Origin of the sequence: Bacillus kalamii (assembly GCF_047238185.1) — a bacterium.
Classification (GTDB): Bacteria; Bacillota; Bacilli; order Bacillales; family DSM-1321; genus Bacillus_AD.
Genome location: NZ_JBDFMI010000001.1, coordinates 992,953 through 1,018,198, shown reverse-complemented (window position 1 = coordinate 1,018,198; position 25,246 = coordinate 992,953). Strand labels below are relative to the sequence as shown.

The following is a 25,246-nucleotide window of genomic DNA, read 5'->3' as shown; positions in this document are numbered from 1 at the left end:
AGAGGGGGGCATGTAACATGTCAAAAGTTCAAATTAAAGTGCTAGATAACGGATCGCTGCGCGTCACTGGAGAATTTGAAGTGATCGATGTTGATGGCAATATCTTTCCTACCAAAGAAACTGTATCTCTTTGCCGCTGCGGTAAATCTTCACGGAAACCATATTGCGACGGCTCACACAGGGAAGGATTTAACTCCGTCGAGCGTGCAGTACCTGCCGAAGGAGAATAACGATATTCTTCTCATCCAAAAGGAAAGGAAGAGCGCTTTTGCTTTCTTTCCTTTTTTACTTTGCATCTATTTTTTTCCTTATCAAAGCATACTGCTTCGTTTATACTATTACATATAATTCCATCCTATAAGGAGTTCTTTTATGAAAATCATCCCCTGGCAAGAAGATAGAATAGAAGAAATCATTTCGTTGTGGAACAAGGAAATAGGCAAGGACTTTCCCATCACCAGAGAATTGCTTATCCAGAACAGTATGCTGGATAAAAATATATTGAATGAAGGCACTCTTTTAGCACTAAATGATGCCAATAAAGTAGTGGGCTTCATTGTGTCAAAGATGTGGAAAGAGGATCTGATGCATGATATCGAACCAGAAAGCGCCTTCATTCAAGTATTGCTTGTCGATACGGAGGTACGGAATAAAGGGGTGGGCAGCTCGCTGCTGTCGAGTGCAGAAGAGATATTCAGCAGAATGGATATAAAACGGATCTTTTTAGGGAGCGACCCCTTTCACTACTTCCCTGGAATTCCTGCACACTATCAGGAAACGGAAAGGTGGTTCCTCCTGAAAGGCTACACGAAAAAAGAGCGGGTAGCCGACCTAATGCGCCAGTATACATCTGCAGATAAATCGGTTAAGCCCGAAATTGCAGGAGCTGAAGTTTGCCTCCTCCAGCCAGTTGACAAAGAACCGTTCCTGCACTTTTTACATCGCTGCTTCCCTGGAAGATGGGCATATGAAACGATGAAGTACTTTGAAAAAGGCGGCAGCGGACGGGAATTTGTTCTATTAAAAAAAGAAAATCGAATCATTGGTTTCTGCCGGATTAATGATTGTCCATTTCCTTATATTGCCCAAAATATCAATTGGTCCGCCTTATTCAGCGATGAAGGCATCGGGGGCATAGGCCCACTTGGAATTGATCCCGCAGAAAGAGGCCATGGATACGGCTTGGCCATTGTAGAAAGCGGCATATGGTTTTTGCGTCAGCGAGGCATATCAAGAATCATTATCGACTGGACCAATTTAATCGCATTTTATCAAAAGCTCGGCTATGCGGTTTGGAAAGAATATGATTTGTTCCAAAAAAACTAAGAGCAGAATAGGTTTTTCTATTCTGCTCTCCCTTTATTCTGCGCTGTTTTTACATACAGCCTATTGATAAAAGTCGCTTGGCCATTGTATTTCGATCCCATCCTTCCTGATTTGTTCTTGAAAATCCGTTAAAACCTTATCATTCTCCCAGACTTCCAATGGCGTCTTATCATTCAGAATGCAAAATGCAGAAAGGGCTCCGCTTGCCTCCCCAATGTTCCACTCGACCGGATGTAATCGGTAGCATCCATTTGTAATATGTGTGGTGCCTAAATTTTTGCTCCCCGCCAATAGATTTCCTGTATCTTTGGGCAATAATGCCCCTAGCGGAATATGGAAGGGAAGGGCGGGGATGTCCAAGTAATTCCTTCCGTTCAAACTAGGATGGAGATCGATGCTGTATGAACCGACCCCCACTGAATCCCTATACCTTTTACCTGTCTTCCCTTCATGGCATTCAGGGGATACGTCCATTTCTGTAATGGTATAATGCGCCCTTATTCTTCTGGATTCCCTTATATAGATTCCTTTGGCCAAACCATCCGCCGTTCCCAATACATCTCCTCTCAAAGCTAATCCAGGATAGCCGAAACCTCCATCCGGCCGCGGCGCTTCCGTCTGCAGCCAATAAAAAAGGGATAAACTCAACTGCTTCGCTTGGTGCAAATGCTTCTTTTTTTCTTCACTTGTTACATCATATACATTTCCAAGGACATAATCATTCTGCGGCCAATTCAGCAATGAAATATCGCCGGCATCCGCTATATTGAATTGTTCAGCTGCAAAAATTCTTCTGTAATTCCAAAGTGGGAAAAATTCTGGATGGGAAAAAAGCTCATACTGCCTTTTTTGTAGTGTTATCGGATGGGGACTAAAGAAACTGAGCATTTTGTCCGGCCAAAAATCTATTTTATATTCCTTCCAAAATGCATACATGTCGGGTTCAGGGATAATATGTTCTTCACCTGGCCGATATTCCATCGCCAGCACATGTGTATGCGCCTGAATATTTAACGGTTCACTCTCTTCAGTTGCATGCGGTTCCCCTGTTTCCGATTTTGATTCAGAACCAGTGATGTACGGGGTTTGGGATAATGCCAATATCTCACCTGTGTCTGTGGCGTCGATTATATATTTGAATGTAATCGTTTCCTTTTGCTCTGTCATTAAATTTTTGATAAAGGCATGAATAACCTGTTTTCCAGACCGTTGCACCTTCTCCACTTCTGTTTCAAGGCGCAGAGTCAATTTTCCGCTTATCATATATGGAAATAGCATTTCTTCTAACACATTGACCGACACCCTCGGATCATGGCAAAGGAGGCTGACCATTCCTTTACCCGGATTGATCGGTTTTTCGAATGGTATATGAGGAAAATTCCTCGTATAGTAGCCTCTTATCCTATTGCGGTATTCCCGATAACGGCCCGTACATCCAAAATCCTCGATCCACGGATGTTCGTCCGGCGGCACTGCTTGTGTGGAAGATTGGCCGCCGATCCAATTTGTCTCTTCAATTAAGATTGCCGAAAGGCCTTTTGAGCATACTGCCATTGCAGCTGCGCAGCCTCCCAATCCTCCCCCAACAATTAATACATCTGCCTGCACTCTTATAACCTCCCTTTCTGACATTATTTTTTATAAAAACTATAGACAGGCCACAGCGCTTCATCTAACCCTCTGGATGCCAGCCCTTGCCTGCTTCCGGCAGAATTGCATCTAAAACGGAGGGCTTATGGTTACACCCTATACTAATAAGACCGGCTTGGATGTTTTACCGGATTGATAGGCTGCAAGAGCCACTTCCATAGCCTTGAGGCCATCATATCCTGTTATGGAAGGCACTTCTTTCTGTTCAGACACTGTCCTGATAAAATCTTGTATTAATGCCCGGTCGATATCATTTCCTGTATAAACGTATTCGAGTGGTCGATCCCCGGAATTCTGATACACATTTACGGCAGAACCAAAAGCATTAGCTTTCACTGATTTTTTAGTCCCAATGACTTCAATGGCAGCATCCCCCCAAGAAGGAAAACCTGTAAACCGGGACCAACTAGTGTCAAGGGATGCAATCGTACCATTTTCGAACTCGATCATAAGCAAGCCTGCATCATCAATATCTTCCTTTAAAAAATATTGATATCCTACCAATGCAAATACCTCTTTCACTTCTTTATTCAAAAACCAACGCATGATGTCTATCATGTGCACCGTATGGTCGAGGATGGCTCCCCCTCCGGATAAATGATTGTCAATAAACCAGCCGCCCGGATTTTGGCCGCGATTGACAGAACGGATCGCCAATATATCCCCCAGATCTCCATCATCTATTTGTTTTTTTAACATGGTGATAGACTGGCTGAATCGGACGGGAAACGCCGTTTGCAACAACACATGCTTCTGCTCGCATTGCTGGATCATTTCTTTGGCTTCTTCCATACTAGTCGATAGGGGTTTTTCGCATAAAATATGTTTCCCTGCCTCAGCAGCCTGAATGACATGCTCCTTATGGAAGGCGTTTTCACTGCAGATGATGACCGCTTCAAAGTCCTTCGCTAGAAAGTCTCCCAATTCGTTAAAATAGGAAGTGGAAAATTGCTTCGCTGCTTCTCTTCCCCTTTCCTCATCCTGATCATAAACACCGATGAGCTCCACTCCCTGTATGCCTTGCAAACTCGAGGCGTAGCTATAGGCGTGCATATGGGCAAAGCTGATTATCCCCACTCTAATCATAAAGTAGCTCCTTTATTTTTTTTATTTCTTCATGCAATCCGGCAGTCAACGGATAGCCTGCGGACCCTAACGCAGTTAATGAAAAGGACAGCCTTCCATCGTTATTATCCTCATGGTTTGTTTGGGATTCGGTCGAATAACTAATTATTTTTTGCTGGCCCGACCATTCCAGCTCTAGCGATTCATCATCACTGAATGTTTTCTCATATTCGATTTGTGCTAAAACACCTTCACTGAACCTAACCGTTGCAATACCGTATTTTTTTCCACTTCCTGGATGCTCTACGCTTTTTTCAGCTGCATATTCAACGGCTCCGAATGATCGGCATAAAAAACTAACGTCCTCTACTATTTTTTCTTTATTCAGTCTTTTCACCCTTCTTTTCATTCTAAAGACTCCCTTGCTTTGGAGCTTTTCTCTCGTTAACAATGTAAAGAATTGGCTGCTTTCTCTGATTACGCCCAATTCATAGAAGACCGACAGATTCTCTTGGTACGGCAGAGATTGCACGAGATAGTTCTGTACAGAAATAGCTTTCAGTTTCGCCTCTGTAAACAAAGCTTTATGGCTGCGATACAAATCGTCCGAAATAAAATATAATTGATCTGCTGGTTCAATGGAAATGGACCCTATATTCTGGGATGTGATATGGACGCCGTCATTATATAAATCATCTATGGCCTTTCTGCTATCATTTTGATAGATGATCAGTTTCATTGTTTCTCCTCCCTAGTTATCAAACCTGATTTCTTTTCCTAGCTTAGCGGATTGATAAATGGCAGAAAGCATCTTAAGTACTTCCACGCCGTCTTCTACTGGAGCAATCGTTTCGTCGCCCGTCATACAACATTCGATAAAGTGGTTCACTTCTTTTTCAAATGCCAATTCAAAGTCGAATCCTTTAAAATCAATTTGCGGCTGCATATTCAGTATGGTGTCATGTTTTTCAGCAATCAGCAGCAATTCGGGCTCAACCTCTGCCCCGCCTTTCTCTCCATAGATCTTTACCGCCATTTCATCTTCTTTTGCATGGAGTGTATAACTGACGTCCAACAGCAAGGAAGATCCATTTTCAAAGACAATCATTGCGTTCGCCAGGTCCTCAACATCATTTATATCGGCATCATAATCTGCCGCCTTATAAAAGCTCAAGTTTTCTATATGGCTCCTATTCCCTAGAAGGTGATAGGTATTTCCTGTTACGGATACCGGCTTCGGTTTACCCATTAAATACCAGCATATATCCACAATGTGTACGCCTAAATCAATTAACGGACCGCCGCCGGAACGTTTGCTGTCAGAAAACCACCCGCCTGGATTCCCCAGTCTTCTTATAACGGAAGCTTTAGCATAATAGATGGTTCCTAAATCATCATTTTTTATAAATTTATCTAAAATTTGGACATTGGAGCCAAATCTACGGACAAAGCCTATTTGAGCTACTTTATTTGAAGCCCTTGCTATTTTTTCCACCTGGAGAGCCTGCTCTACGTCAACACTTATTGGTTTCTCGATCAATACATGTTTTCCCGCCTGCAAAGCGGCAGTCGCTATCTCCGCATGTGAGTTGTTCCATGTACAAATACTGATTGCTTCTATATCCTTATTTGCAAGCAAATCCCGGTAATCCGTATACCTGTGAGGAACTTTATATTCATTCCCTCTCTCCTCTAATCGCTTTTCATTGATATCACAGAATGCCATGAGCTGCACCTGCGGATTTTTTTGATAAGCGTTTATATGGAATTCAGAAATGGAGCCTAAGCCAACAACACCTACTTTAAACATGTAAACATCTCCTCCTTTTATGGTTGGAACGAAATAATATTCGTCAGTGTGGATGAATGCTTGTTCTCCAGACGTTTGTACGCTTGTGAAATCGATCCCAACGGAACCCTTTCTTTTGTATATGGTGATACGTCAATTCGCTTTTCTTCCACAAGCCTTAAATATTCATGGACATTCCTTCCTTCCGTCCACCGAATAAAGCCTAAAGGATAATCGATTGCTTCCCTTTCATAGGTAAGATCATAGCGTCCCGGCCCCCCGGCACGGGCAATCATCACTTCTGCTTCCTTTGCAAACATCGCTTCTCTAGGGAAACAAGGTTCAATATCGCCGACAATCACAATTTTCCCTTTATCCCTCAGCCACGTTAAACTTTGGGCTGTTAATTTCGAATGTCCGCCCCCGGTGCATAACAGGACAGCATCGGCGCCTTTCCCCAGTTGTCCGCTAAACTCTTCACTATTGTGGAAGCATTTGATCGTTCTTCTTGGTTCCAAAATGGCCGTACGATCTTTTATAATATCCAACGCATATACATCATACGCAGCTGCATCTGCTATTTGGGCGATCATTTGCCCGATGATGCCCAATCCCACAACCGCAACTTTTTCCCCAAATTGCAGTTTGGCTATCCGTAAAGCATGGATGGCGATGGCTCCGATCCCCCCCATAGATGCTTCGAGATCTGTTACGGAATCAGGTACTTTCGCACATAATGTTTTTGGGACAAGTATATACTCTGAATGCTCTACATAGGGGGCCCCATAACAAGCAACCCGGTCCCCGACAGAAAATCCAGCGGTATTACCTCCGCACTCTTCAATTATGCCGAATGCACTGTACCCAAGCTTTACGGCTTTTTCTTCGCTCATTTTGACCATTGTCAGCTCAGTCCCTGGACTGATGACCGAATACATAGTCCTGACCAATAGATAGGAAGGCTTTATCACTGGCTTTTCTCTATTTATCAGCTGGATCGATTTATGGCGTGCGACTACCGTTTTCATCAAAACACCTCCATTTATGTTATCTCTTCCATCCTGGCCGGCTGTGATAATTTCATGTTTAATCTCTCATAAAAGGAGTCATTATCGGAGGCCCCCGCCAGATGCAAGCGCAATTCATTGCGGACTTCCGCCAATTCCGTAGAATTTAATCCTAAATCGGTATACAGGCAAAAAGAGGGAATGATCTCTCTGAATAACTGAAATCTCGACGGTTTATATACTTGTTCGCCCCCCTGCCTCTCAGCGACCCTTTTCACTGCTGGCAGGCTTAATGTATTGATGCGTATGTATTCCTGTACCTTCTCTCCATTCATATAGGAAACGAACTGTTCTGCCGCATGCTTTCTTGTGGAATGTTTATTGACCGCAAACCCTATTATTAAAAGGAGCGTCTTTGGATATTGGAAATAAGGCAAAGGCGCAATATCATATTCAATGGAATGTTTTCTAATTTCATTCAACGTAAAATAGGAAGCTATTATCATAGAAGTCTTATGTTCCACAAACAGTTGCTCTGCGTCCCGGTTATTATCAGATAAAAATGTTTGTTGAATATTCTGTTCCTCGAACATCGTCCGTATAAAGTTGGCGCTCTCCAATAACTCCCCATATGGAAACTGGATGGTTCCATCTTCGCCCTTTTCAAACCGGACACCATTCTGCATCATAAAGATAGGCCATCTATTCAACGAAAATGGATGGAAATATAGTCCGCACACTTTATCATCATGATCCTCTTCCATCAGTACCTTTGATGCTCCAAGGGCATCCTCCCATTTCCAGCTGCTATCCGGATAAGGGATATGGCCATTATCAAAATGGGCCTTATTGTAGCAAAAAATAATCGGGGAAAATACAAATGGGCAAACAAACACCTTTTTCTTCGTATGTTCCAAATCAAACGATTTTTGCAGGAAAGGGTAGATTTCCGTATTGTATTCCATCGGTTCAAACAATGATTCGCCCATATCCTTGAATTCATAAAAATCCTTAAAGTTTACCGTTATTACATCAATCATGTCATTTAAGAAGAAATCACGGACAGTCAATTGATAATTCTCATAGGGCAACGCAATTGTTTTCACTTTTATGTTTGGATGATCCAACTCAAAGAGCGAGATGAGATCATTAAATTTCACTTCATTGATTAGTGACGGATAATATCCAACTCTTAAGATCATTTGATCACTGGGTTTAACGGCAATGACCTGATTTCCAATTCTTGATTTTTTGACGATTAAACCCTCTCCAACCAAATCTTCGAGCCCTTTTCTGACTGAATTTTTGCTTAGCCCGTACGTTTCTGCCAACACTAACTCGGACGGAAGATATTCGCCAATTTTATATGTCCCCTCCAAAATTTGTTCTCTTATAGATGTTTTCATTGTTTGAAGCTGTTCCCTAAAGATGTCCCTGCTTTTTTTTCCGCTCATCAGTTATTGATTCCTCTCCTTCTTATAGCTATTTAGTGCCTGTCAATGCGATACCTTTAACAAAATACCGCTGGAAAAAGATAAAGATTAAAAAAGTCGGTATAAAGGAAAGCACTGAACCTGCCATCTCAACCCCAAAATTCCCTTCCTTCGTCAAAAGCGACGCAAGCCCCACAGTCACCGGGTACATTTCATTACTCGTTGTGAATATCAAAGGCGTTAATAAGTCATTCCAATTGGAAATGAAACTAAATGTTCCGACGGTTGCAATCACTGGCCCGCAAAGCGGTAAATATATCTTAAAAAATACGGTGAAATCATTTGCTCCATCCATATATGCCGCTTCCTCCAAATCCTTTGGCAAAGTCATCATATATTGCCTTACGAAAAAAACGCCCATAATCCCCCAGATTTCCGGAACAATCAGCGGCAAATATGTATTGATCCATTCAAAATTACTGAACATGATATATCGGGGAATAATCAGCAATTGACTTGGAATCATGACGACCGCCATCATTATCCAAAACAGCGAATCCCTAAAGGGAAATTGCTTTCTTGCAAAAATATAACCAAGAATCGCCGAAAAGAACATATTTGTAAATACCGGAATGATTGTAATAATCAATGAATTCAGAATCCACCTTCCATAACTTGCGTTGGTGAAAATATAGGTGAAATTCTTGATGGAAACCTCCTCATTCAGCAGCCACTGGAAAGGATTTCCGATCGGGAATCTCAAATTGACGATGGATCCCAACAGCATAATTAGAAATGGGGTCAGGAAAAGTATACCAAGGAAACATAACGGAATATAAACTATATTGCCTTTCAATAACCTTAACATCTGCTCCCTCCTTATTTATAGGTCGTTTCCTTGCCCAGAAATTTTTTCTGTATGATGGAAATGATGAATATAATGAAGAACAAGACATACGCCAACACACTTGCATATCCAAGCCTTAGCGATACAAATCCTTCCTGATACAGATAGTAGACAATAGTAGTAGTGGCATAATTGGGGCCTCCTGCAGTCAATAGGAATGCCGAATCAAAAATTTGGAAAGAGCCGATTGTTGTGATGATCGCAACATAAAAATGGATGGGCAATAGCAGTGGAAAAGTAATCTTCCAAAATATTTTCCAAGATGATGCCCCATCGATTCTGGCTGCTTCATATAACTCTTCCGGCATCGACTGCAATCCGGCATAATAGTAGATCATTGTGCTGCCGCAAACCTTGAAGATTGACAGCCCCGCCAGCACAATCATAGCCTGGCTGGAACTTGAAAAGAAGAGCTGCGGATCTATCCCGAATACGGACAGCAGCATATTGATCAAACCGGACTCCGTTCCTTTGAATAGCCATTCCCAGATTCCTGATATGACGACAAAGGAGGTGACGACAGGCAGAAAGAATAGCCCTTTGAAGAAGCCTGTGCCTCTCTTCCCTGTATTGATCATGAGAGCAAGGATTAATCCTATGACCATGGTCGGCACTATATAATAAAGGGAAAAAATAACTGTATTCCAAAGCGCTTTCCATGCCAGCGGATCTTTAAATAGTGCCAGCCAGTTCTTTAAACCAATGAATTTCGGCTCACCAATGACTGGCCAATTGGTGAATGTCAGGATAAAACTAAATAGAATCGGAAACAGTTGAAATACAGCAAAGTGGATGATAATTGGTATCAGAAAAATATAGACTAAACCGTATTTATTCCAGTTCCTTTTGAATTTTTCTTTTCGGGTTTCATTCGATATCCTTTTATTTGCATGCATCGGATTTATTTTAATTTCTCCCGCCATCCGCTCACCTTCTTAAAAAAGTAAAGCTTCCACTTTATGGCTTTTGCTTAGTTCGCAAAATCGATTCCATGGAAGCTGTATTATTTTCTTCTAGTATGGTCGTTTCGCTTTTTACCCAACGTTGTCTGATTTCACTTTATTGTTTATCTATTTCTCCCTGTATGGCTTCTGCGGAAGCATCTGCAGCCTCTTTCGGCGTCTTGCTTCCCTCCATCATAGCCTGAAGCTCAGCCTGGACTTTCGGCATGATTTCACGCGCTACCGGATGTATGACTCCCGGCTTTGTATACTTCAGCCATTCTGTCATTTGCTTCATTTCCGAATCATCATTATAGATATCCGCAGCCGATTTCCGGGCTGGTATATACTTGGTCAATTTGTTGAACGCCTTGGAACCTTCTGTATCTGTCATTGCCTTGACTAATTGGGCTGCCACTTCTTTATGTTTGCTGTTGGAAGGGACTACAAACATACCTGTCGTTCCGAACGTCAATTGTTTTTCACCCTTTAAAGGAGGCCCAAGCACATAATCCTTAAATCCTCTTTCCTTTAAGGTGCTTAATGTTAAGCCCGTGGCTGTGGTGGAGAACGCCTTCCCTTCCAGGAAGCCTGTAAAATGATCGAGTGCCGTTGTCGAATCCTTTGGAATCCAGCCTTTTTTATACCAATCATGAATCATCTCAAATACTTTTACGCCTTTTTTATTATTGATCACTACCTTGCCGTCTTTATCGATAATGTCACCGCCCGCCTGCCAAATCAATGGATAGAGAGTGGAATTCAACGTATTTGCACCTTCAAAGTTTCTGGCGAAATAGCCTTTTTCCACTGCTTTTTCAGCAAGCTTATCGAATTCCTCCCACGTTTGTGGAAGTGCATTTTTATCTCCGCCCACCTCTTCTAGAATTTTTGTATTGTAGACCATTGACTGTACTTCATGCAGGATTGGCACTCCATACATTTCTCCGTCATAGGTTACTGCGTCCAATGAGCTCTTAGGAAAATCATCTTTATCAAAATCATTGCCAATTAATTTAGTGATGGGCGTCAGCACATTTTTACTTGCAAACTGCGCCATCATATCAGGTATTAAATAAAACACATCAGGCCCTTTATTGGCTGCGAGCGCAGTCAAAATTTTTGTCTCACGGTTTGCCCATGGAATTTCCTCGAACTTTACTTTTGCCTTCGGATATTTCTTTTTAAACTGTTTTGCCATATCTTCAAATACCGCAGTCTGTTGATCTTTTAAATCAGATGCAACAAAGGGATGGGTCCAGACTGTTAAGGTTCCCGAAAAGTTCTTCCCTTCCCCATCAGATGACGTTTTCTCATCCTTATCTGAACACGCCGTTAAAAGCAACAAAAATACCAAGGCCAAAATTAGATAAAAACTCTTTTTCTTCTTCATGAAAACCCTCCTCTTTTAACTGGTTCATATCTGGTTCATACAACTCACGGTAATCAGATTAACAAATTTCGTTAATTTATTTTTTTAAAATTCAGTTTAATTTTTCGCCAAGAGATCTTCTTTTTAAAAACTGGGCATATGCCCCGCTCAATCCATTGATTCTGTTCAGCATTCGGATGATATCCAAAGTCTCATCATTAGCCACGGGCGACTGGCCACTTTTGAAAAAAGACATAATTTCCCTCAACAAACCTGTATATATAGGTTCACTGCCAGCATCTAACGGCATGGAATATCCATCCATATTCAACCGAAAAGGACTTTGGCTTTCAAATATCATTTTTATCAACTGATGATCATAATAGCAATTCACAATTTCTCTATTTCCATCCTGCTCAACAGCCATTTCATCCGGCAATCCCTTCTTTAAAGACACTACCATTTCCGCCAGATGGATTCCGTACCAAAAATACCCGGGGACGGCCGCATGAAAGCTTAGGGGACCGTTAAGCCTTATCGTTCCCTCCTTTCCGCCCATCGTCTTTTTAAAGGCCTCGAACGGCGTTACAAACCGCAGGGCTGAAGAACTCATGATGGGGGTTTTTGCTTCAAAAATGCAGTTCGCTTCTTCAACAGATAATGAAATAGGTTTATCAGCAAATATAGGCTTTCCATAGGTCAGCAGTTGTTTCAGCTGTGCCCTTTTTTCACATGGATCTACCGTCAATACTAGAAAGGCGTCACACATTTCTGCTATGTCATGAATACGATCGATAGGCTTCACGCCATGTTTATTCGCTAGCTTTCCCTCTATTTCCATTTGCCTTTCATGAAGTCGGGTACCAGCAGGGGAACGTGACGGATAAAAGCCGATTACAGTCCCTCCAGGGATGTGATAAGGATGGAGTGTATGATTCAGCTGTTCAGTAAAAGAAATGGCATGTGTAGAGTCGGTTCCGATTATTCCTATTTTGGACAAGGGGTCTCTTTCCTCCAACGCTCTAAGTTTTCTGCGATAAATGGATCGTCATTCATATAAGGGTAATCCCGGTATATCCTACTGATTGCCTCTGATTGCCCTGGGCTCAGCTTCTCATTGGGATTTAGGCACCAATTTCCCCGAAGCAGGCCTTGCCGTGACAACACTTCATTTATGCCGGCAATACAGCCCTTAAAATGATTGCTTGAATCAAATAACACTGCATTCGCATCGGTTATTTCTGTTGCTTTCATAAGCCACTCCACAGGAATGGACTTTTTTAACCTGGCTGCTTTCACATTCTCGAACAATTCAACTGCCTTCTTTGTCCAGACTGCCCAATGCCCTAGCAATCCGCCAACTATCCTTTTTTCAATCCAGTCCCCATCAACATTGACCCTATAAACGGAAAATAGATCCTGAATGATCGCATCGTCATTCCCTGTGTAGAGGGCTATCTCATCCCTCCTTGGCGATTGGCATACGGCCCTTACCACTTCAAGTGTCTTATATCGATCGAAAGGAGCTATTTTTATCGCATGCACATTCTCTATTTTTGAAAATTCTCTCCAAAAATGGCAGCTTAATGTTCTTCCTCCAACGGCAGGCTGAAGGTAAAACCCGAACACAGGAAGAATATCCGCCACTGCCCTCGCCCGCTCCAACAATTCTTCTTCTGAATAGCTGTCCAGATGCCCCATATTGAGAAGTCCCATCGAATAACCAATGCTTTCGGCAAATGCCGCCTCTTTGACGGCTTGCTCAACCGGTCCGCATATACCGGCCACCTTTATGAACGGTCTTTGCAAACGGGCATTTTCTACTTCTTCCATCGCTAACTCCAGGACTTTTTCGAACAGCTGAAAGGTAGGGTCTCTAATTTCAAATTGTGTCGTATGGACGCCTACTGCAATGCCGCCGGCTCCTGCATCCATGTAATACCTTGTCAGCGCCCTTTGGGATTGTTCGTCCAACCCTCTCTGTTCTGTCAATGCCAGAGGATGGGCCGGTATGACAGTGCCTTCTTTCAACAATTTCTTTTCCAGAAGATCCATCATATTAAAAAGCCCCTTGCCTTTCCTGGAAATGTGTCGGTTTTTCATATACTGAACCTTCATGACTCACCCAGCCAGCAGTCCAATCAATCATATCCTTTAGAGTAACCCGGGGATATCCAAATAATTGGTGGGCTTGGGATGCATTATTCAATAAGGCAGTCATTTCTTCTTCAGAAGTAAAGCGGGCTTCTTTATTGAATCTCTTCCCGAACTCGTTCGCCAGCCAACGGACTGATATTTTTTCGGGTCCGGTTATATTCAGCACTTTCGGCGGCGTGCTGCAATGCAATAGCGAGCGAAGTGCATATTCATTTGCATCGCCTTGCCATATAACATTTACTGCCCCCATTTTCAAATCGATTTCCTGCCCGCTGTATACTTTTTTAGCAATCTCTAAAACCACTCCATACCGTAAATCGATCGCATAGTTCAACCTGAACAATAAAAGCGGGGTATTATTCATTTGTGAAAAATAGGTCATGATCCTTTCTCTCCCCAGGCAGGACTGGGCATATTCGCCGATCGGATTCACTTGAAATTCTTCACTACATTCTTCGCCCTTCAACGATGTAAGCGGATACACATTTCCGGATGAAAAAGCCACTATTCTTGAATGTTTAAAGCATTCTGCCACCCTTCCCGGCAAATATGTATTCATTGCCCATGTAAAATGTTCATGATCCTTTGTTCCAAATTTTTTGCCGGCCATAAAAATAATGTTTTTAACCTTTGGCAGCTGCTTTAATTCTTCTTCGTTCAATAAGTCTGCACGAATGGTTTCTATCCCTGATGCTTCCAGGTCTGCACGCACTCTTTCGTCGGAGAACCGGGATACGCCTATTACTCTTTTGGATACTTTCGCTTCATCTATTGCCCTTTTCGCCATTTTTCCGAGAGTCGGGCCCATCTTTCCTCCTATGCCTAAAATCAACAGGTCACCATCCAATTTTTTCATATCTTCAATGAGCATTTCGGATGGTTTCGACAGCAAATCTTCCAATTCTTCTATCGTTTTCATATCTTCCTCCTTATTTCAAAAGAATATTTCCCTGCCTGTTTCCGCCGATTCATAGATAGCGCTAATTATTTTCATGAGTAACAGGCTATCACTGGCAGAATGCCTGGGATCACTTCCTGATATACAGCATTCTATGAATCCTTCAATTTGCTTCGTATAGGCAGTCAGTAGATTTGAATGTCCATTATCAATCTGTGGATAAGCATTCAGAATGAGGTTATTCCGATCGGTTGAGATAATAAACTCCGGCTCTACTTCCACCCCTCCTTTATCCCCAAATAGTGTACATGACGTTTCATCCTTGCTTGCATGCAATGTATAACTGGTTTCCATAAGTAAACAGGCACCATTCTCAAATCGAATCAGAGCTGCGGCCAGATCTTCAACCGTATTTGTATGGTGTGTGTAATCGGCTGCTGTATAATAAGATACATTTTTTATATGATGTCTGTTGCCAAGCTTATTATATGTGGCACCTCTAACTGTCTTAACCTTAGGGGATCCCATAAGGTATATGCATAAATCCAGCAAATGGATTCCGACATCTATTATTGGCCCTCCACCGGATTTTTCTTTATCCGCAAACCATCCGCCTGGATTCCCCAATCTCCGCAGAGCGGTCATTTTGGCGTAATATATGTCTCCAATACCGCCGCAATCAATGATTTCCTTTATCTTTTCTACCTTTGAATCAAATCTTCTGACAAAGCCTACCTGAAGTTGTTTTCCGCTTTTCTTTGCAGCCGACTCTATTTGTTTAGCTTCTTCATAAGATATGCATAAAGGTTTTTCCACAAAGACATGCTTTTGGCTTTCTAATGCATCAACCGCTATTTGAGCATGTGTGGCGTTGTATGTACAAATAACGATTGCATCTATATCTTTACGGGCCAGTATGTCTTTATGGCTTTGATACCAATGGGGAACCCCATATGTTTGCGCCTTTTCCCTTGCTCTTCCGATATTCTGATCGCAAATGGCCATTACCTTCGATCTCTTATCCTCCTGATAACCCCTAATGTGGATATCTGATATGGAACCGGCTCCTATTATGCCAATCCTTACTTGTTCTTCTCCCATATGCTACACCTGATTCCATATCCGTCGAATATGTTTGAGGCCTTCCGTGACTCCAAGCATGCAATCCTCTATGCCTTCAAATTCCAACGAAAGAGCGCCCACATAATTTGATTGTTTAATCAAGCCCATGATTGCAGCCATATCCATATCTCCAGCTCCTGCAATCGCTCCCATTAATGAATGGCCACTTTTAGATTGAAACCAGCCCTCCCCCATTTCCGCATTTGTTTTACGATAATAAAAGTCTTTTATATGGATAAATGAGGCAAATGGAAGATTGTTCATCACCGCATGCACAGGATTTTCATCCACACATAGAAAGTTGCCTATATCAAGGGTTGTTTTAAAATTTTCTCTATTGACTAGCTGAACTAGGAGCTGGACCCGATCACTGGCCTGCAAGTAATACCCGTGATTCTCCACACTTGTTGTGATGCCGAATTGCTTAGCATAATCCGCTACTTCCTGGCAGGCCCTGACCAGCAGGGGCAAATCTTCATAATATTGTTGAATATGCGTATCACGAATTGGCCTTGATGCCACATCATGCCTCATATGATGGATCCCCAGCTCTTTTACTGCTTCCACATGCTTTTTTACTCGATTGATTTCCTCTTTATATGCTGATTCAGTGGGCTGAATAAAATTGGCTCCAATTGCATAATTAGATAGTTCAATTGCTTCACTTGCCGCTTTTGATCTTATAGACGGGATTAATTCAGGCTGCTCAACTAAGTCAAAATGAATAGGAACCACTTCAAAATGATCTCCGCCATTCTCTTTAACCCATGAGATTGACTCCAAAAATGTCATTTCTTTTTTAAGCATAGCTTGATGCAGACTGTAAGAACTTACTCCTAATTTCATCCTGGCCTCCCCCCTCCTCTTTGGTTCATATCTGGTTTATATAATACTAGCTTTTCTTCAAAAAAATTACAATTATTTTTTGAATATTTTTAAAATTAACTCCATTTTCCTAGTTCAACTCATACTTTTGTTTAATTTTTATACATTGCATGCAATTTTACTCTCATTTATGTAGGATTTATGAACCAACAAAGAACCAATACTCCTTATGTTCTTTTAAAAAACAGGAAAATGGACCGCCTAATTTACAGTGCGGTCCATTTTCCTGTTTGAATTATATGTTATTTAACAGGGCGGGAGAGCAAGCTGCCTCTTTACATCAACAGCCTATCGACTGTAAAAAGGCAGCTCCATAATTCCCCATCCTTTCATATCCTCTTGCATTCGGATGAAGGCCATCGATTGTGAATTCTCTCATTGTTTTTTCTGTAAAACCACTGTTCCCATACATATCACACACAGGAACACTATACTGATCCCCTATTTCTTTTATTGTTTGTACATAGTTTTTTAATGTATAGCCTGCTTGATTGACATAATTGACATCATAAAAAGCCTTATTTCTCTGAAGAGGTGTAAACAAAACAATTCTGATACCGGGATTTTTATCTAGAATATACTGCATTAAATCATGGTATGCGCCTTGAAACGTGTTTGTATCAGCCTCTCCTTGCTGTTCATGTCCAATAGGCACATCCAATCTAAAGTCATTTGTTCCTGCAGCAATTGTGACTAAATCAAAGTTTGTATACTCTATTGTTTTACCTGTTGCATTGGTTCCAGGTCCATTTTTTGTGCCATTGGCCATCGGCCTTCCTGAAATCCCTTTATTCAGCACTTCAGAAAACCCTAGTTGTTCCCGTATAACCGTTTGATATCCTCTTGCTATCTTTGTGGTTTCCGGATATGGATGCCCATCCTGCCATGTGATAGAGTCGCCCAGTGTAACCCATTTCTTATTTAACCATACTGACTGAATCATCATCATCTCCCTTTGAGCCGACTTACTAATTAATTGGCGGTTCGAGCTGAATTTCCTTCCCATGATTATCCAAAAATATGAAACACATGCTTCTGGGACCGTTTACCCACATATGAACTGGCCCTAAGGCTGGGGTTTGCCTTTAACAGAGATTGGCTTAAGACCTCGAGGGGATGGCGCTTGCAGCTGGATGAACCAAAAGCGGAAAGCGCCGGTTATCCCCGACCAGCTTAAGGCGGGCTCTGCTTAAAGGCTGGGGTTGCCTTTAACAGAGATTGGCTTAAGACCTCGAGGGGATGGCGCTTGCAGCTGGATGAACCAAAAGCGGAAAGCGCCGGTTATCCCCGACCAGCTTAAGGCGGGCTCTGCTTAAAGGCTGGGGTTGCCTTTAACAGAGATTGGCTTAAGACCTCGAGGGGATGGCGCTTGCAGCTGGATGATAAAAATAGAATCTGCTATCCACTCTTTTTCATTTTCTAAACAGGAAAATAGCCATCCCTCTTTTGAGAAACGGCTATTGTTAACTGCTGATCTATTAATAATAATCAAAGAAACACGGGTCGGAATCCGGAATCAGTTCTTCAAGCAAGGCGATCATTTCTTCATTCCCTGTCAATCGTCTGATCGTGCTTAGGAATTTCGGCCGTTTATAGCTCAGCATCATCGTTGTCAATGTTTGGATGGATAAATGGACGCCTTGTCCTCCATCTCCACTCCACATGATCGTAAGGTTTCCATTTTCATCCCATCTCAATGTAAAGGTTCCACTATTCCACTCAAGAAGCGGATCTTCAACAGACATCACAATCTGCTTATTTTTCGTTTCCTTGAATGGGAACTTGCTCAAGAAGCCTTCTACATCGACAATTCTTCCCATGAAATATGGAGAGATCGTTTGCTTGATTTCACCATCTTCCAGAAGAAAAGCAATCGGCTCATGCACGCATGTTTTGCCGTGCACATAATAAACCATCGAGATATGGGCGGATATAAAATTCCATAGCCCACGCCTTGCTTCATCATTTAAATAAATGATTTCATCTATATAAAAGGTTTCATCCATGATGCGGTAATACATATAACCCTCTGCTTGCCCATCATCATTGTAGAAAATGGCACTCTGCATATCCACTTCATCTTCATAGAATTTTTCTTCCCAGAAATCCTCACGGAATTTTTCATTCCATGCAATTTCATTTCGGATCATCGCACCATTTGTCCGGCGGGCAAACATATCATAGACCTCTTTAATATCACTATGGTGCATATCCACCCTTTCTACCCAGCCGGATACGTGCTTATATGTGGTGAACTGGGTATCCTTTATTTTGTATTCCACGATATCGGAAATAATCTCCCAGCCTTTTTTTCGGTAATAAGGAATTGAATACGGATAAAGATAAGAAATATATTGCCCTGACTCTCTCATATTCTTTAGGCTTTCCTTCATTAATTTATGCAGCAATCCGTGGTTGGCATACTCGGGGTACGTCCCAACGCCGGTCACTCCGCCCATATCATACATTTGTCCATGGATATTGACTTGAAATGGCAAGGTTACAATTTGGGAAATCAACTGATCTCCATCAAACCAGCCAAGGGCCGTTCCCGGTTTCAATTGATGGCTTTTCTTCTTGATCATTGTCCGTTCATCATCAATCATTTTTTTTGAAACCTGGAATACATACTTCATTAAATCGGAAAACTGGTCTACCTCTTCTTCTTTAATTGGTCGCATCGTTATCTTTTTCTGATGCTTCGTACTCATCTTCATTTCCTCCTAATTTTGGCTTCCCTTTTTCAAGGAAAGTAAATGAATGACTATCATTCATTTTTTGTTTGTAAAAAAACAGGTTCTTCAAAAAGTACCTGTCTCCCATTCTAAGTTGTTTTTACTTCTTCCTATTGAATGCCTAATGCGCCATGTATAAATCGCTTCAATTCCTGTTTTTGTTCCGCCAGCGATTCAACCCGGTCATTCCCTAAATAATACCGTTCAGCTGCATCTTCAATCAAGCCGATCAGAATTTTCCCTGTCCTCTTTATATGGATATCCGCAGTGATTTCCTTTTGTTCGACTGCGCGCTGGAGCTGCTCCTCAAGCCATGTATAGTATGGTTTATAAATCTCTTCCCAGCGATCGAACGAATTATCAAAAGCAAGGCCTGAATAACAGAGCGCAATAATCCGCTTATTTTTCTCTGTCAGCTTGAATGTCTCTTCTATCATACTGTTTACCACCATGCCAATAGTCGTTTCGCTATCTTTGATGGCCTGTTGGATCCCTTTTAGCGTGTTATCCAGCAATTGCTCGGCAATCGCAGGTATTAAAGCGCTCTTGGAGGCGAAATATAAATAAAAGGTGCCTTGGGCAACGCCGCTTTCTTTAACGATATCGGAAATGGATGTTTTCTCGATGCCTTTCTCAGAAATGACCTTTATCGCAGCAGAAAGGATTAATTGATATTTCTCTGCTTTCTTTGCCATATTTCCCTCCTTATTGCTGTCCAAAAAAATGACTGACTATCAGTCATTTTTTTGATTTTATCAAATCACTTACTTTCGGTCAAATAATCGATTTGTCAAGCTGGACGGATATCAACAACTGCCTGCATCTCTATATAGTGGATTTCTTCAAAGGAATCCACTATATGTAACTTTTTATCCCATTCATTCACATGATGGATTCTCCCGATCATGAACTGGTGCTTATGGCTCTTATAATACGTTATAGCTACTTGCGTGCCATATTCCATCGCCTCCGCAATATTCTGGTCAAGTTCTTCCATTTGCTGCTCGTCAGGAATGGCCCGCTTTTCATAGGTATCCTCTTCCGCCCACTCACGAAGCATTTTTACGTGCTCCGGAAGCATCAAAGATACCCATTTTATACTTCCACGATCTCTGATCATATCCTTCATATCCCCTTCTCATCAAGCCTTATGCCCGCCCAGCAGTTTGCTTCGGTATACAGCCGTCCCGCCGGCTGTGTACGAAATAGCGCGAAGCAGCGATTTAGAGCCAAATCTTCCCCGTATGCGGTCAACTACATAGCCCAAATCTCGCTGGGCCGGTTTTTTCGGTTCAAATAAGGTCAGCTGCATGCATTCGTCATCACTTACATTCGAAAGCGAAACAGATAGCTTCCTTACCGTTTTTCCTTCATAATTCTCATGGAACAGCTCTAGGCAGACGTTATACAGTTCCATCGTAATGTTGGTCGGTGACGCAATTGATCTAGAGCGGTTGAATCCTCCGCCGAATTCATCCTTGCTGTAGCCGACGCCCAATGTAACCGTCCTTCCCGCCTTCCTGGAAGCCCTTGCTCTTCTCGCTACTTCTTCGCATATCTCCAATATGACATGCTTGATTTCCTGTTCCTTCTTATAATCACGCAAGAGAATTTGGCTCTTGCCGAAACTGATTTGCCCTTCCATGCATGGGGGGCCCATCTCTGAAAGATCAACGCCCCAGGCATGGTGGTATAGTTGATTGCCCATCACGCCGAATTTTTTCTCCAATAGCTCCAACGGATAATTGGCCAGCTGCTCCACTGAAAAAATCCCCATTCCGTTCAATGTTTTTTCCACACGGCTTCCGATTCCCCACATCTCTCTCAAGGGAGATAAAGGCCACAATTTCTCAGGTATATCTTCATAGGTCCATTCAGCGATCCCTTTTTTCTTTGCATCCAAATCCAGGCACAGTTTAGACATAAGCATATTAGGCCCTATGCCGATTGCACATGGGAGCTGAAATTCCCTTTCGACTTCATCTTTAATCTTAGCTGCAATATTTTGTGCGCTTCCCCACATGGGCAATGTCCCATCGACTTTTATAAAGCTTTCATCCACACTGTATACATGAATGGCATCCTTGGGAACATATCGATTAAACAAACGGGTAATCTCAGTGGATATTCTCATGTACATAGCCATTTGCGGTTCCACAATGTGAATGCGCGGATCGTTCGGGATTTCAAACATCCTCGCGCCCGTCTTAATGCCGAATTCTTTCTTCATCAAAGGTGAAGCAGCCAGAACAACGCTGCCCATACGTTCCTTGTTCCCGACAACCGCTAAATAGCAGTTCATCGGATCAAGGCCAAGCATGACAGCGGAACAGCTTGCATAAAAACTCTTCATATCAACGCATAATATATGATTATGGGGCATTGTACTGTAATCCATTCCTTCCCCTCCAAAAGAACATTTGTTCTGTTTTTAGTATACACTAAATGATATACGAATATGCGTTCGTACACAATATAAATTTATTTCCAAGAATAAAAACGGAAAACTTCTTCTAAAAATTCATAAAAAAAAGAGCCCTTAGAGCTCTTTTCAAATCATATTATTTTTAGGATGCAACCAAAATCGTCCATTATGTAAATAAAGATATTGTTCTTGGCATATATAATTATTATCGGAATACTGCAAGGCGACACAGTCTACCTTATCAGTTGCAGACACTTTCACACCCCATATTGAAGTATAAAATATACCATGATCTCCTTTTATCCGTCTATAGTTTAAATGATACGAGTGCAACCATCCTAATTCATAGTCCTTTTCTTTGTGTACCCAGAAATCAAGAAATCGGGTGCTTTTATACTGCTCCATTTCCCTCGATATTAATCTTTTGCTTAACACTTCATAGGCTCTGCAGTTTTCACTTTTAAGAAATTGATCAGCTTCCTCATAGGAGGCTGTACTGAAAAATACATTTGGATCATTAAATTCCACTCTCATTCTCTCCACCCGTTCAACTTTTAAAAGCCTAACTGAAATAATCCCTCAAGCCCCATTTAAAAAAGCTTCTCAAAAGCCACCCGCTTGCCTCCGTTCGCTACATAGATGATGCCGCAATACATATACCCATTTTTTTCAAGAAGTCTCTGCATCGATCTGTTTTGTTCATGCGTATCGACTTTAATACTGTTGATCCCTTTTTCAAGGCACATCTTTTCTGTGATTTGGAATATACTCGACGAGATGCCTAGCCCTTTAAGAGTGTTGTCTACAGCAAGTCTATGAATGACGGCACATTTCCCATCGCTAAGCCACTGGCCATCATAAATCCGCTTATAGTTCGGTTCTTCATCAAACGAAATGACCGCCGTAGCTGCGACTGCCCCTTTATCCAGCAGGACATAACTATTTCCATTCAAGATATCATTTTCTATCGTTTGACTGGTCGGATAGTTATCCTGCCACTGGTCAATATTGTTTTCTTTGAAATACTCCTGAGCCTGTTTAATGATCTCCATCACATGTTCTATGTCTGTATCGGTTGTTTTCCTGAATTCCAAGCTTCCTTTTTTCAACGCTATCATCCTCCCAATGAATGGCTACAGTTCAATAAACGTCCAGCTTTTATTGGCAGGATTTATCATACATCTTCTAATTTTTTTTGTCGAGAGCTCTGTTCAGCCTTGCCCTCTGCAACCAGTAGAAGAAAATAATAAAAAATCCAATTTTTGTGAACATTAAGGTAAAATGGAGGATAATATCCTTTAAACATAAAAAGGAGGAAATAATGGACATAAGAATTTTGAAAACGTCAGATGCGGAATGCTATCGGAAGTTGAGATTAGAGGCTTTACAGAACAATCCAGAATCATTTGGCTCAAGCTATGAGGAAGAAAAGGCATATTCTGTTGACATGTATAAAAATAGATTAGACAGTAACTACACTTTTGGTGCATTCAAAAACAAAGAACTAATCGGCATCGTTACTTTGTTTCAAGAAGGTAGACACAAATTAAAGCATAAAGCTTCTATTTTTGCTCTATACGTTTCTCCTGAAAAAAGAGGCCTTCAAATAGGTAAGCATTTAATGGATGAAGCAATAAAAAAAGCAAAGGGTTTAGACGGTATTGAGCAAATTCAATTATCTGTAGTGGCAAGTAACGCGCCCGCAAAAAAGGTATACGCTTCATTGGGCTTTCACACTTTTGGCAGAGAGAAAAAAGCATTAAAAATAGATCAAACCTACTTTGACGAAGAGCATATGGTGTTGTTTCTGTAAATTAGACATGCATACAGCTAATAGCCGTCCACCATTTATTACAATAGAATAAAAAGTGCATTTCGTGCCATATTGGTTCATTTGTCATTTATCACCACATCCATTCAAGCTTATTTCTATGAGAGATAACCGATCATAAAAAAACCTTCCCACTTAAGGAAAGGCATCAATAATAACGATATCATCATGATTTGATATAAACAATATACCCGAACTCTTTTTCCAGTATCGCCTTTGCTTTTTGGGCACTTGCCAGTGAAGTAAATACTCCTGTCGTGAGGCGGAGACCTCCAGACTTATAAGGATAAATAATCCAACCGGTCTTTTTACGCACAGCATCGGCAGCAGCTAATTGTGTTTGTTCATCCGGAAACGTTCCTGTCACCAGGCGGTAAAACCCTTTCCCATTTCCGGTATTGGGGTTATTGACGGGTGGCTTTTCCGTTAAATGAAACGCTTTTGCCAATCCGTTCACATGGCCAAGGGCAATCTTGTCCAGATATGCGCTATTTTTAAGCTTGACTGCATCTTCTGCCTTATCGATGAATCCATTTTCCGTAAGGATGGCCGGCATCCGGGACTCACGAAGCACATGCAAATTTGATTGCTTTTTCCCGCGATCGACAAAATCCACCTGCTTCATAATTTCTGCATGGATTGTGTTTTGATAAATAGACGTTGGAGCTCCACTGCCTGGAAAAATATAATCCTCAAATCCTGTCCCGCCGCCGGAATTAATATGGATAGATAGATAAAAATGTGCTCCCCATGCATTGGCTGCATTTGTACGGTCAGATAAAGATGGAAAAGTATCTCCTGTGCGGCTCATCTTTACTTCTACATTGCTGTATCTGCTCAAAAGAAGATTTTTTACCCGTATAGCAACAGCCAAGGTGATATTCTTTTCCTGAATACCATTTCCGATGGCCCCTGAATCGCTGCCTCCGTGGCCTGGATCAATAAAGATTTTTACCATTTTGCTCACCTCTTATTATTCTATGATTATAGAAGGACAAGCGTGATTTTCCATTGCCATTCCCACAGCCTATTCTTTCTGATTAGCCACCCCGCGGGCCAATGCAGCTTTTTCATCCAAGAGTTTTATTCTAGTTCTTTTATTCATTTACCATGTCCTTTAACGCAAAAAAAAGACCCAACCATTGGTTGTGTCCGCTTATACTATGTTAATCGTTCCACTTTAATCTCCATGCACACATTCCTTGTTCATCAGCCAGATGGTCAAGGTTTTTTTCAAGATACTCGCAGGCTTCCTTAGCAGAACCACTATTATTGAAAACGGCTTTTAGCCCGTATGGGTCTTTACATGGAATATGCTCTTTCTCTAAAACCGCCAAAACATAGGGAATTACAGGCAAATCTGGACATTCAAAGTGTAACCGGCTGCCGTTTTTTAAATAAAGGACCAAATCGAACTTTAAGACAGCTGCCAACATGCCCAATGTACGCGGCCTTGCCCTTTTAACAATCGCTGCTTCAGCATGGGATATTTCGCCAAACAGAATTCTTTCCGTTATGTCTCCCTTTTTGCCTCTCAACGGCTGGCCAATAGACATATCCAAACCTTCATTTGTAACAGTCATATAGCAAACAAGGGGCAGACGCTTGGAAAAGCGGACACGATCCTCATGATCATTGTCGACTTCAATCAGCACTTCCTGTATTTTCCCTTTGGTGTACTCAAAGAAATCATACATACAATC

Annotated in this window: 26 protein-coding genes; 3 read left to right on the top strand and 23 right to left on the bottom strand. The window is 41.7% G+C overall.

Going from position 1 to position 25,246, the window contains the following annotated elements; genetic code table 11:
• The first annotated feature begins 17 nt into the window (after window positions 1–17).
• Together ABC357_RS05115 and ABC357_RS05110 are read left to right on the top strand one after the other, a co-directional pair.
• Window positions 18–230, top strand: a complete 213-nt coding sequence (locus tag ABC357_RS05115) for a CDGSH iron-sulfur domain-containing protein (protein WP_412886466.1) — start codon at window positions 18–20, stop codon at window positions 228–230.
• Window positions 231–372: 142 nt separating this feature from the next.
• Window positions 373–1,326 (top strand): GNAT family N-acetyltransferase, encoded by a 954-nt coding sequence (locus ABC357_RS05110; protein WP_412886465.1) that lies wholly within the window; start codon window positions 373–375, stop codon window positions 1,324–1,326.
• A 60-nt stretch (window positions 1,327–1,386) separates the two neighbouring features.
• Here the strand turns inward: ABC357_RS05110 and ABC357_RS05105 are convergent, their stop codons facing one another.
• The 21 genes from ABC357_RS05105 to ABC357_RS05005 form a co-directional block, all read right to left on the bottom strand.
• Window positions 1,387–2,934, bottom strand: a complete 1,548-nt coding sequence (locus ABC357_RS05105) for an FAD-dependent oxidoreductase (protein ID WP_412886464.1) — start codon at window positions 2,932–2,934, stop codon at window positions 1,387–1,389.
• 138 nt (window positions 2,935–3,072) lie between these two features.
• Window positions 3,073–4,059 (bottom strand): Gfo/Idh/MocA family protein, encoded by a 987-nt coding sequence (locus tag ABC357_RS05100; protein ID WP_412888579.1) that lies wholly within the window; start codon window positions 4,057–4,059, stop codon window positions 3,073–3,075.
• Window positions 4,055–4,780 carry a hypothetical protein gene (locus ABC357_RS05095; protein WP_412886463.1) on the bottom strand — a complete coding sequence of 242 codons (726 nt, stop codon included), beginning with the start codon at window positions 4,778–4,780 and terminating at the stop codon, window positions 4,055–4,057. Before ABC357_RS05095 ends, ABC357_RS05100 begins: the two co-directional genes overlap by 5 nt.
• A 12-nt stretch (window positions 4,781–4,792) precedes the next feature.
• Complete coding sequence (locus ABC357_RS05090; RefSeq protein WP_412886462.1) at window positions 4,793–5,851, bottom strand: Gfo/Idh/MocA family protein; 1,059 nt, start codon at window positions 5,849–5,851, stop codon at window positions 4,793–4,795.
• Window positions 5,852–5,868: 17 nt separating this feature from the next.
• On the bottom strand, window positions 5,869–6,858 hold the full coding sequence (locus ABC357_RS05085; RefSeq protein WP_412886461.1) for a zinc-dependent alcohol dehydrogenase: 990 nt from the start codon (window positions 6,856–6,858) through the stop codon (window positions 5,869–5,871).
• 14 nt (window positions 6,859–6,872) lie between these two features.
• Window positions 6,873–8,291, bottom strand: coding sequence for an extracellular solute-binding protein (locus ABC357_RS05080; protein WP_412886460.1), 1,419 nt, complete (start codon window positions 8,289–8,291; stop codon window positions 6,873–6,875).
• Between the two features lie 28 nt (window positions 8,292–8,319).
• Entirely contained in the window at window positions 8,320–9,138 is an 819-nt protein-coding gene (locus ABC357_RS05075) for a carbohydrate ABC transporter permease (RefSeq protein ID WP_412886459.1), read from the bottom strand.
• Window positions 9,139–9,149: 11 nt separating this feature from the next.
• Entirely contained in the window at window positions 9,150–10,100 is a 951-nt protein-coding gene (locus tag ABC357_RS05070) for a carbohydrate ABC transporter permease (protein WP_412886458.1), read from the bottom strand.
• A gap of 136 nt (window positions 10,101–10,236) precedes the next feature.
• On the bottom strand, window positions 10,237–11,511 hold the full coding sequence (locus ABC357_RS05065) for a sugar ABC transporter substrate-binding protein (protein WP_412886457.1): 1,275 nt from the start codon (window positions 11,509–11,511) through the stop codon (window positions 10,237–10,239).
• Window positions 11,512–11,602: 91 nt separating this feature from the next.
• Window positions 11,603–12,490 carry a Gfo/Idh/MocA family oxidoreductase gene (locus ABC357_RS05060; protein ID WP_412886456.1) on the bottom strand — a complete coding sequence of 296 codons (888 nt, stop codon included), beginning with the start codon at window positions 12,488–12,490 and terminating at the stop codon, window positions 11,603–11,605.
• Window positions 12,478–13,548 (bottom strand): dihydrodipicolinate synthase family protein, encoded by a 1,071-nt coding sequence (locus ABC357_RS05055; protein ID WP_412886455.1) that lies wholly within the window; start codon window positions 13,546–13,548, stop codon window positions 12,478–12,480. Before ABC357_RS05055 ends, ABC357_RS05060 begins: the two co-directional genes overlap by 13 nt.
• Before the next feature lies 1 nt (window position 13,549).
• A complete protein-coding gene (locus ABC357_RS05050) occupies window positions 13,550–14,566 on the bottom strand; it encodes an NAD-dependent epimerase/dehydratase family protein (RefSeq protein WP_412886454.1) in 1,017 nt (338 codons plus the stop codon).
• 15 nt (window positions 14,567–14,581) lie between these two features.
• Entirely contained in the window at window positions 14,582–15,646 is a 1,065-nt protein-coding gene (locus ABC357_RS05045; protein WP_412886453.1) for a Gfo/Idh/MocA family protein, read from the bottom strand.
• A 3-nt stretch (window positions 15,647–15,649) separates the two neighbouring features.
• Window positions 15,650–16,513, bottom strand: a complete 864-nt coding sequence (locus ABC357_RS05040; protein WP_412886452.1) for a sugar phosphate isomerase/epimerase family protein — start codon at window positions 16,511–16,513, stop codon at window positions 15,650–15,652.
• 319 nt (window positions 16,514–16,832) lie between these two features.
• Window positions 16,833–17,495: an SGNH/GDSL hydrolase family protein gene (locus ABC357_RS05035; RefSeq protein ID WP_412886451.1), complete on the bottom strand. Its 663-nt coding sequence runs from the start codon at window positions 17,493–17,495 to the stop codon at window positions 16,833–16,835.
• Window positions 17,496–18,030: 535 nt separating this feature from the next.
• On the bottom strand, window positions 18,031–19,263 hold the full coding sequence (locus ABC357_RS05030; RefSeq protein ID WP_412886450.1) for a GNAT family N-acetyltransferase: 1,233 nt from the start codon (window positions 19,261–19,263) through the stop codon (window positions 18,031–18,033).
• Window positions 19,264–19,397: 134 nt separating this feature from the next.
• A complete protein-coding gene (locus ABC357_RS05025; protein ID WP_412886449.1) occupies window positions 19,398–19,982 on the bottom strand; it encodes a TetR/AcrR family transcriptional regulator in 585 nt (194 codons plus the stop codon).
• Window positions 19,983–20,077: 95 nt separating this feature from the next.
• A complete protein-coding gene (locus ABC357_RS05020; protein WP_412886448.1) occupies window positions 20,078–20,407 on the bottom strand; it encodes a YolD-like family protein in 330 nt (109 codons plus the stop codon).
• A 21-nt stretch (window positions 20,408–20,428) separates the two neighbouring features.
• Window positions 20,429–21,685, bottom strand: coding sequence for a Y-family DNA polymerase (locus ABC357_RS05015; protein ID WP_412886447.1), 1,257 nt, complete (start codon window positions 21,683–21,685; stop codon window positions 20,429–20,431).
• Window positions 21,686–21,838: 153 nt separating this feature from the next.
• A complete protein-coding gene (locus ABC357_RS05010; RefSeq protein ID WP_412886446.1) occupies window positions 21,839–22,240 on the bottom strand; it encodes a hypothetical protein in 402 nt (133 codons plus the stop codon).
• A 62-nt stretch (window positions 22,241–22,302) separates the two neighbouring features.
• Complete coding sequence (locus ABC357_RS05005; RefSeq protein ID WP_412886445.1) at window positions 22,303–22,821, bottom strand: GNAT family N-acetyltransferase; 519 nt, start codon at window positions 22,819–22,821, stop codon at window positions 22,303–22,305.
• A gap of 212 nt (window positions 22,822–23,033) precedes the next feature.
• On the opposite strand from ABC357_RS05005, the gene ABC357_RS05000 reads away from it, so the two are divergent.
• Window positions 23,034–23,525, top strand: coding sequence for a GNAT family N-acetyltransferase (locus tag ABC357_RS05000; protein ID WP_412886444.1), 492 nt, complete (start codon window positions 23,034–23,036; stop codon window positions 23,523–23,525).
• Window positions 23,526–23,709: 184 nt separating this feature from the next.
• Here ABC357_RS05000 and ABC357_RS04995 read toward each other — a convergent pair whose 3' ends face one another.
• Both ABC357_RS04995 and ABC357_RS04990 read right to left on the bottom strand, forming a co-directional pair.
• Entirely contained in the window at window positions 23,710–24,501 is a 792-nt protein-coding gene (locus ABC357_RS04995; RefSeq protein ID WP_412886443.1) for an N-acetylmuramoyl-L-alanine amidase, read from the bottom strand.
• A 208-nt stretch (window positions 24,502–24,709) separates the two neighbouring features.
• On the bottom strand, window positions 24,710–25,240 hold the full coding sequence (locus ABC357_RS04990; protein WP_412886442.1) for a hypothetical protein: 531 nt from the start codon (window positions 25,238–25,240) through the stop codon (window positions 24,710–24,712).
• Between the last annotated feature and the right edge of the window lie 6 nt (window positions 25,241–25,246).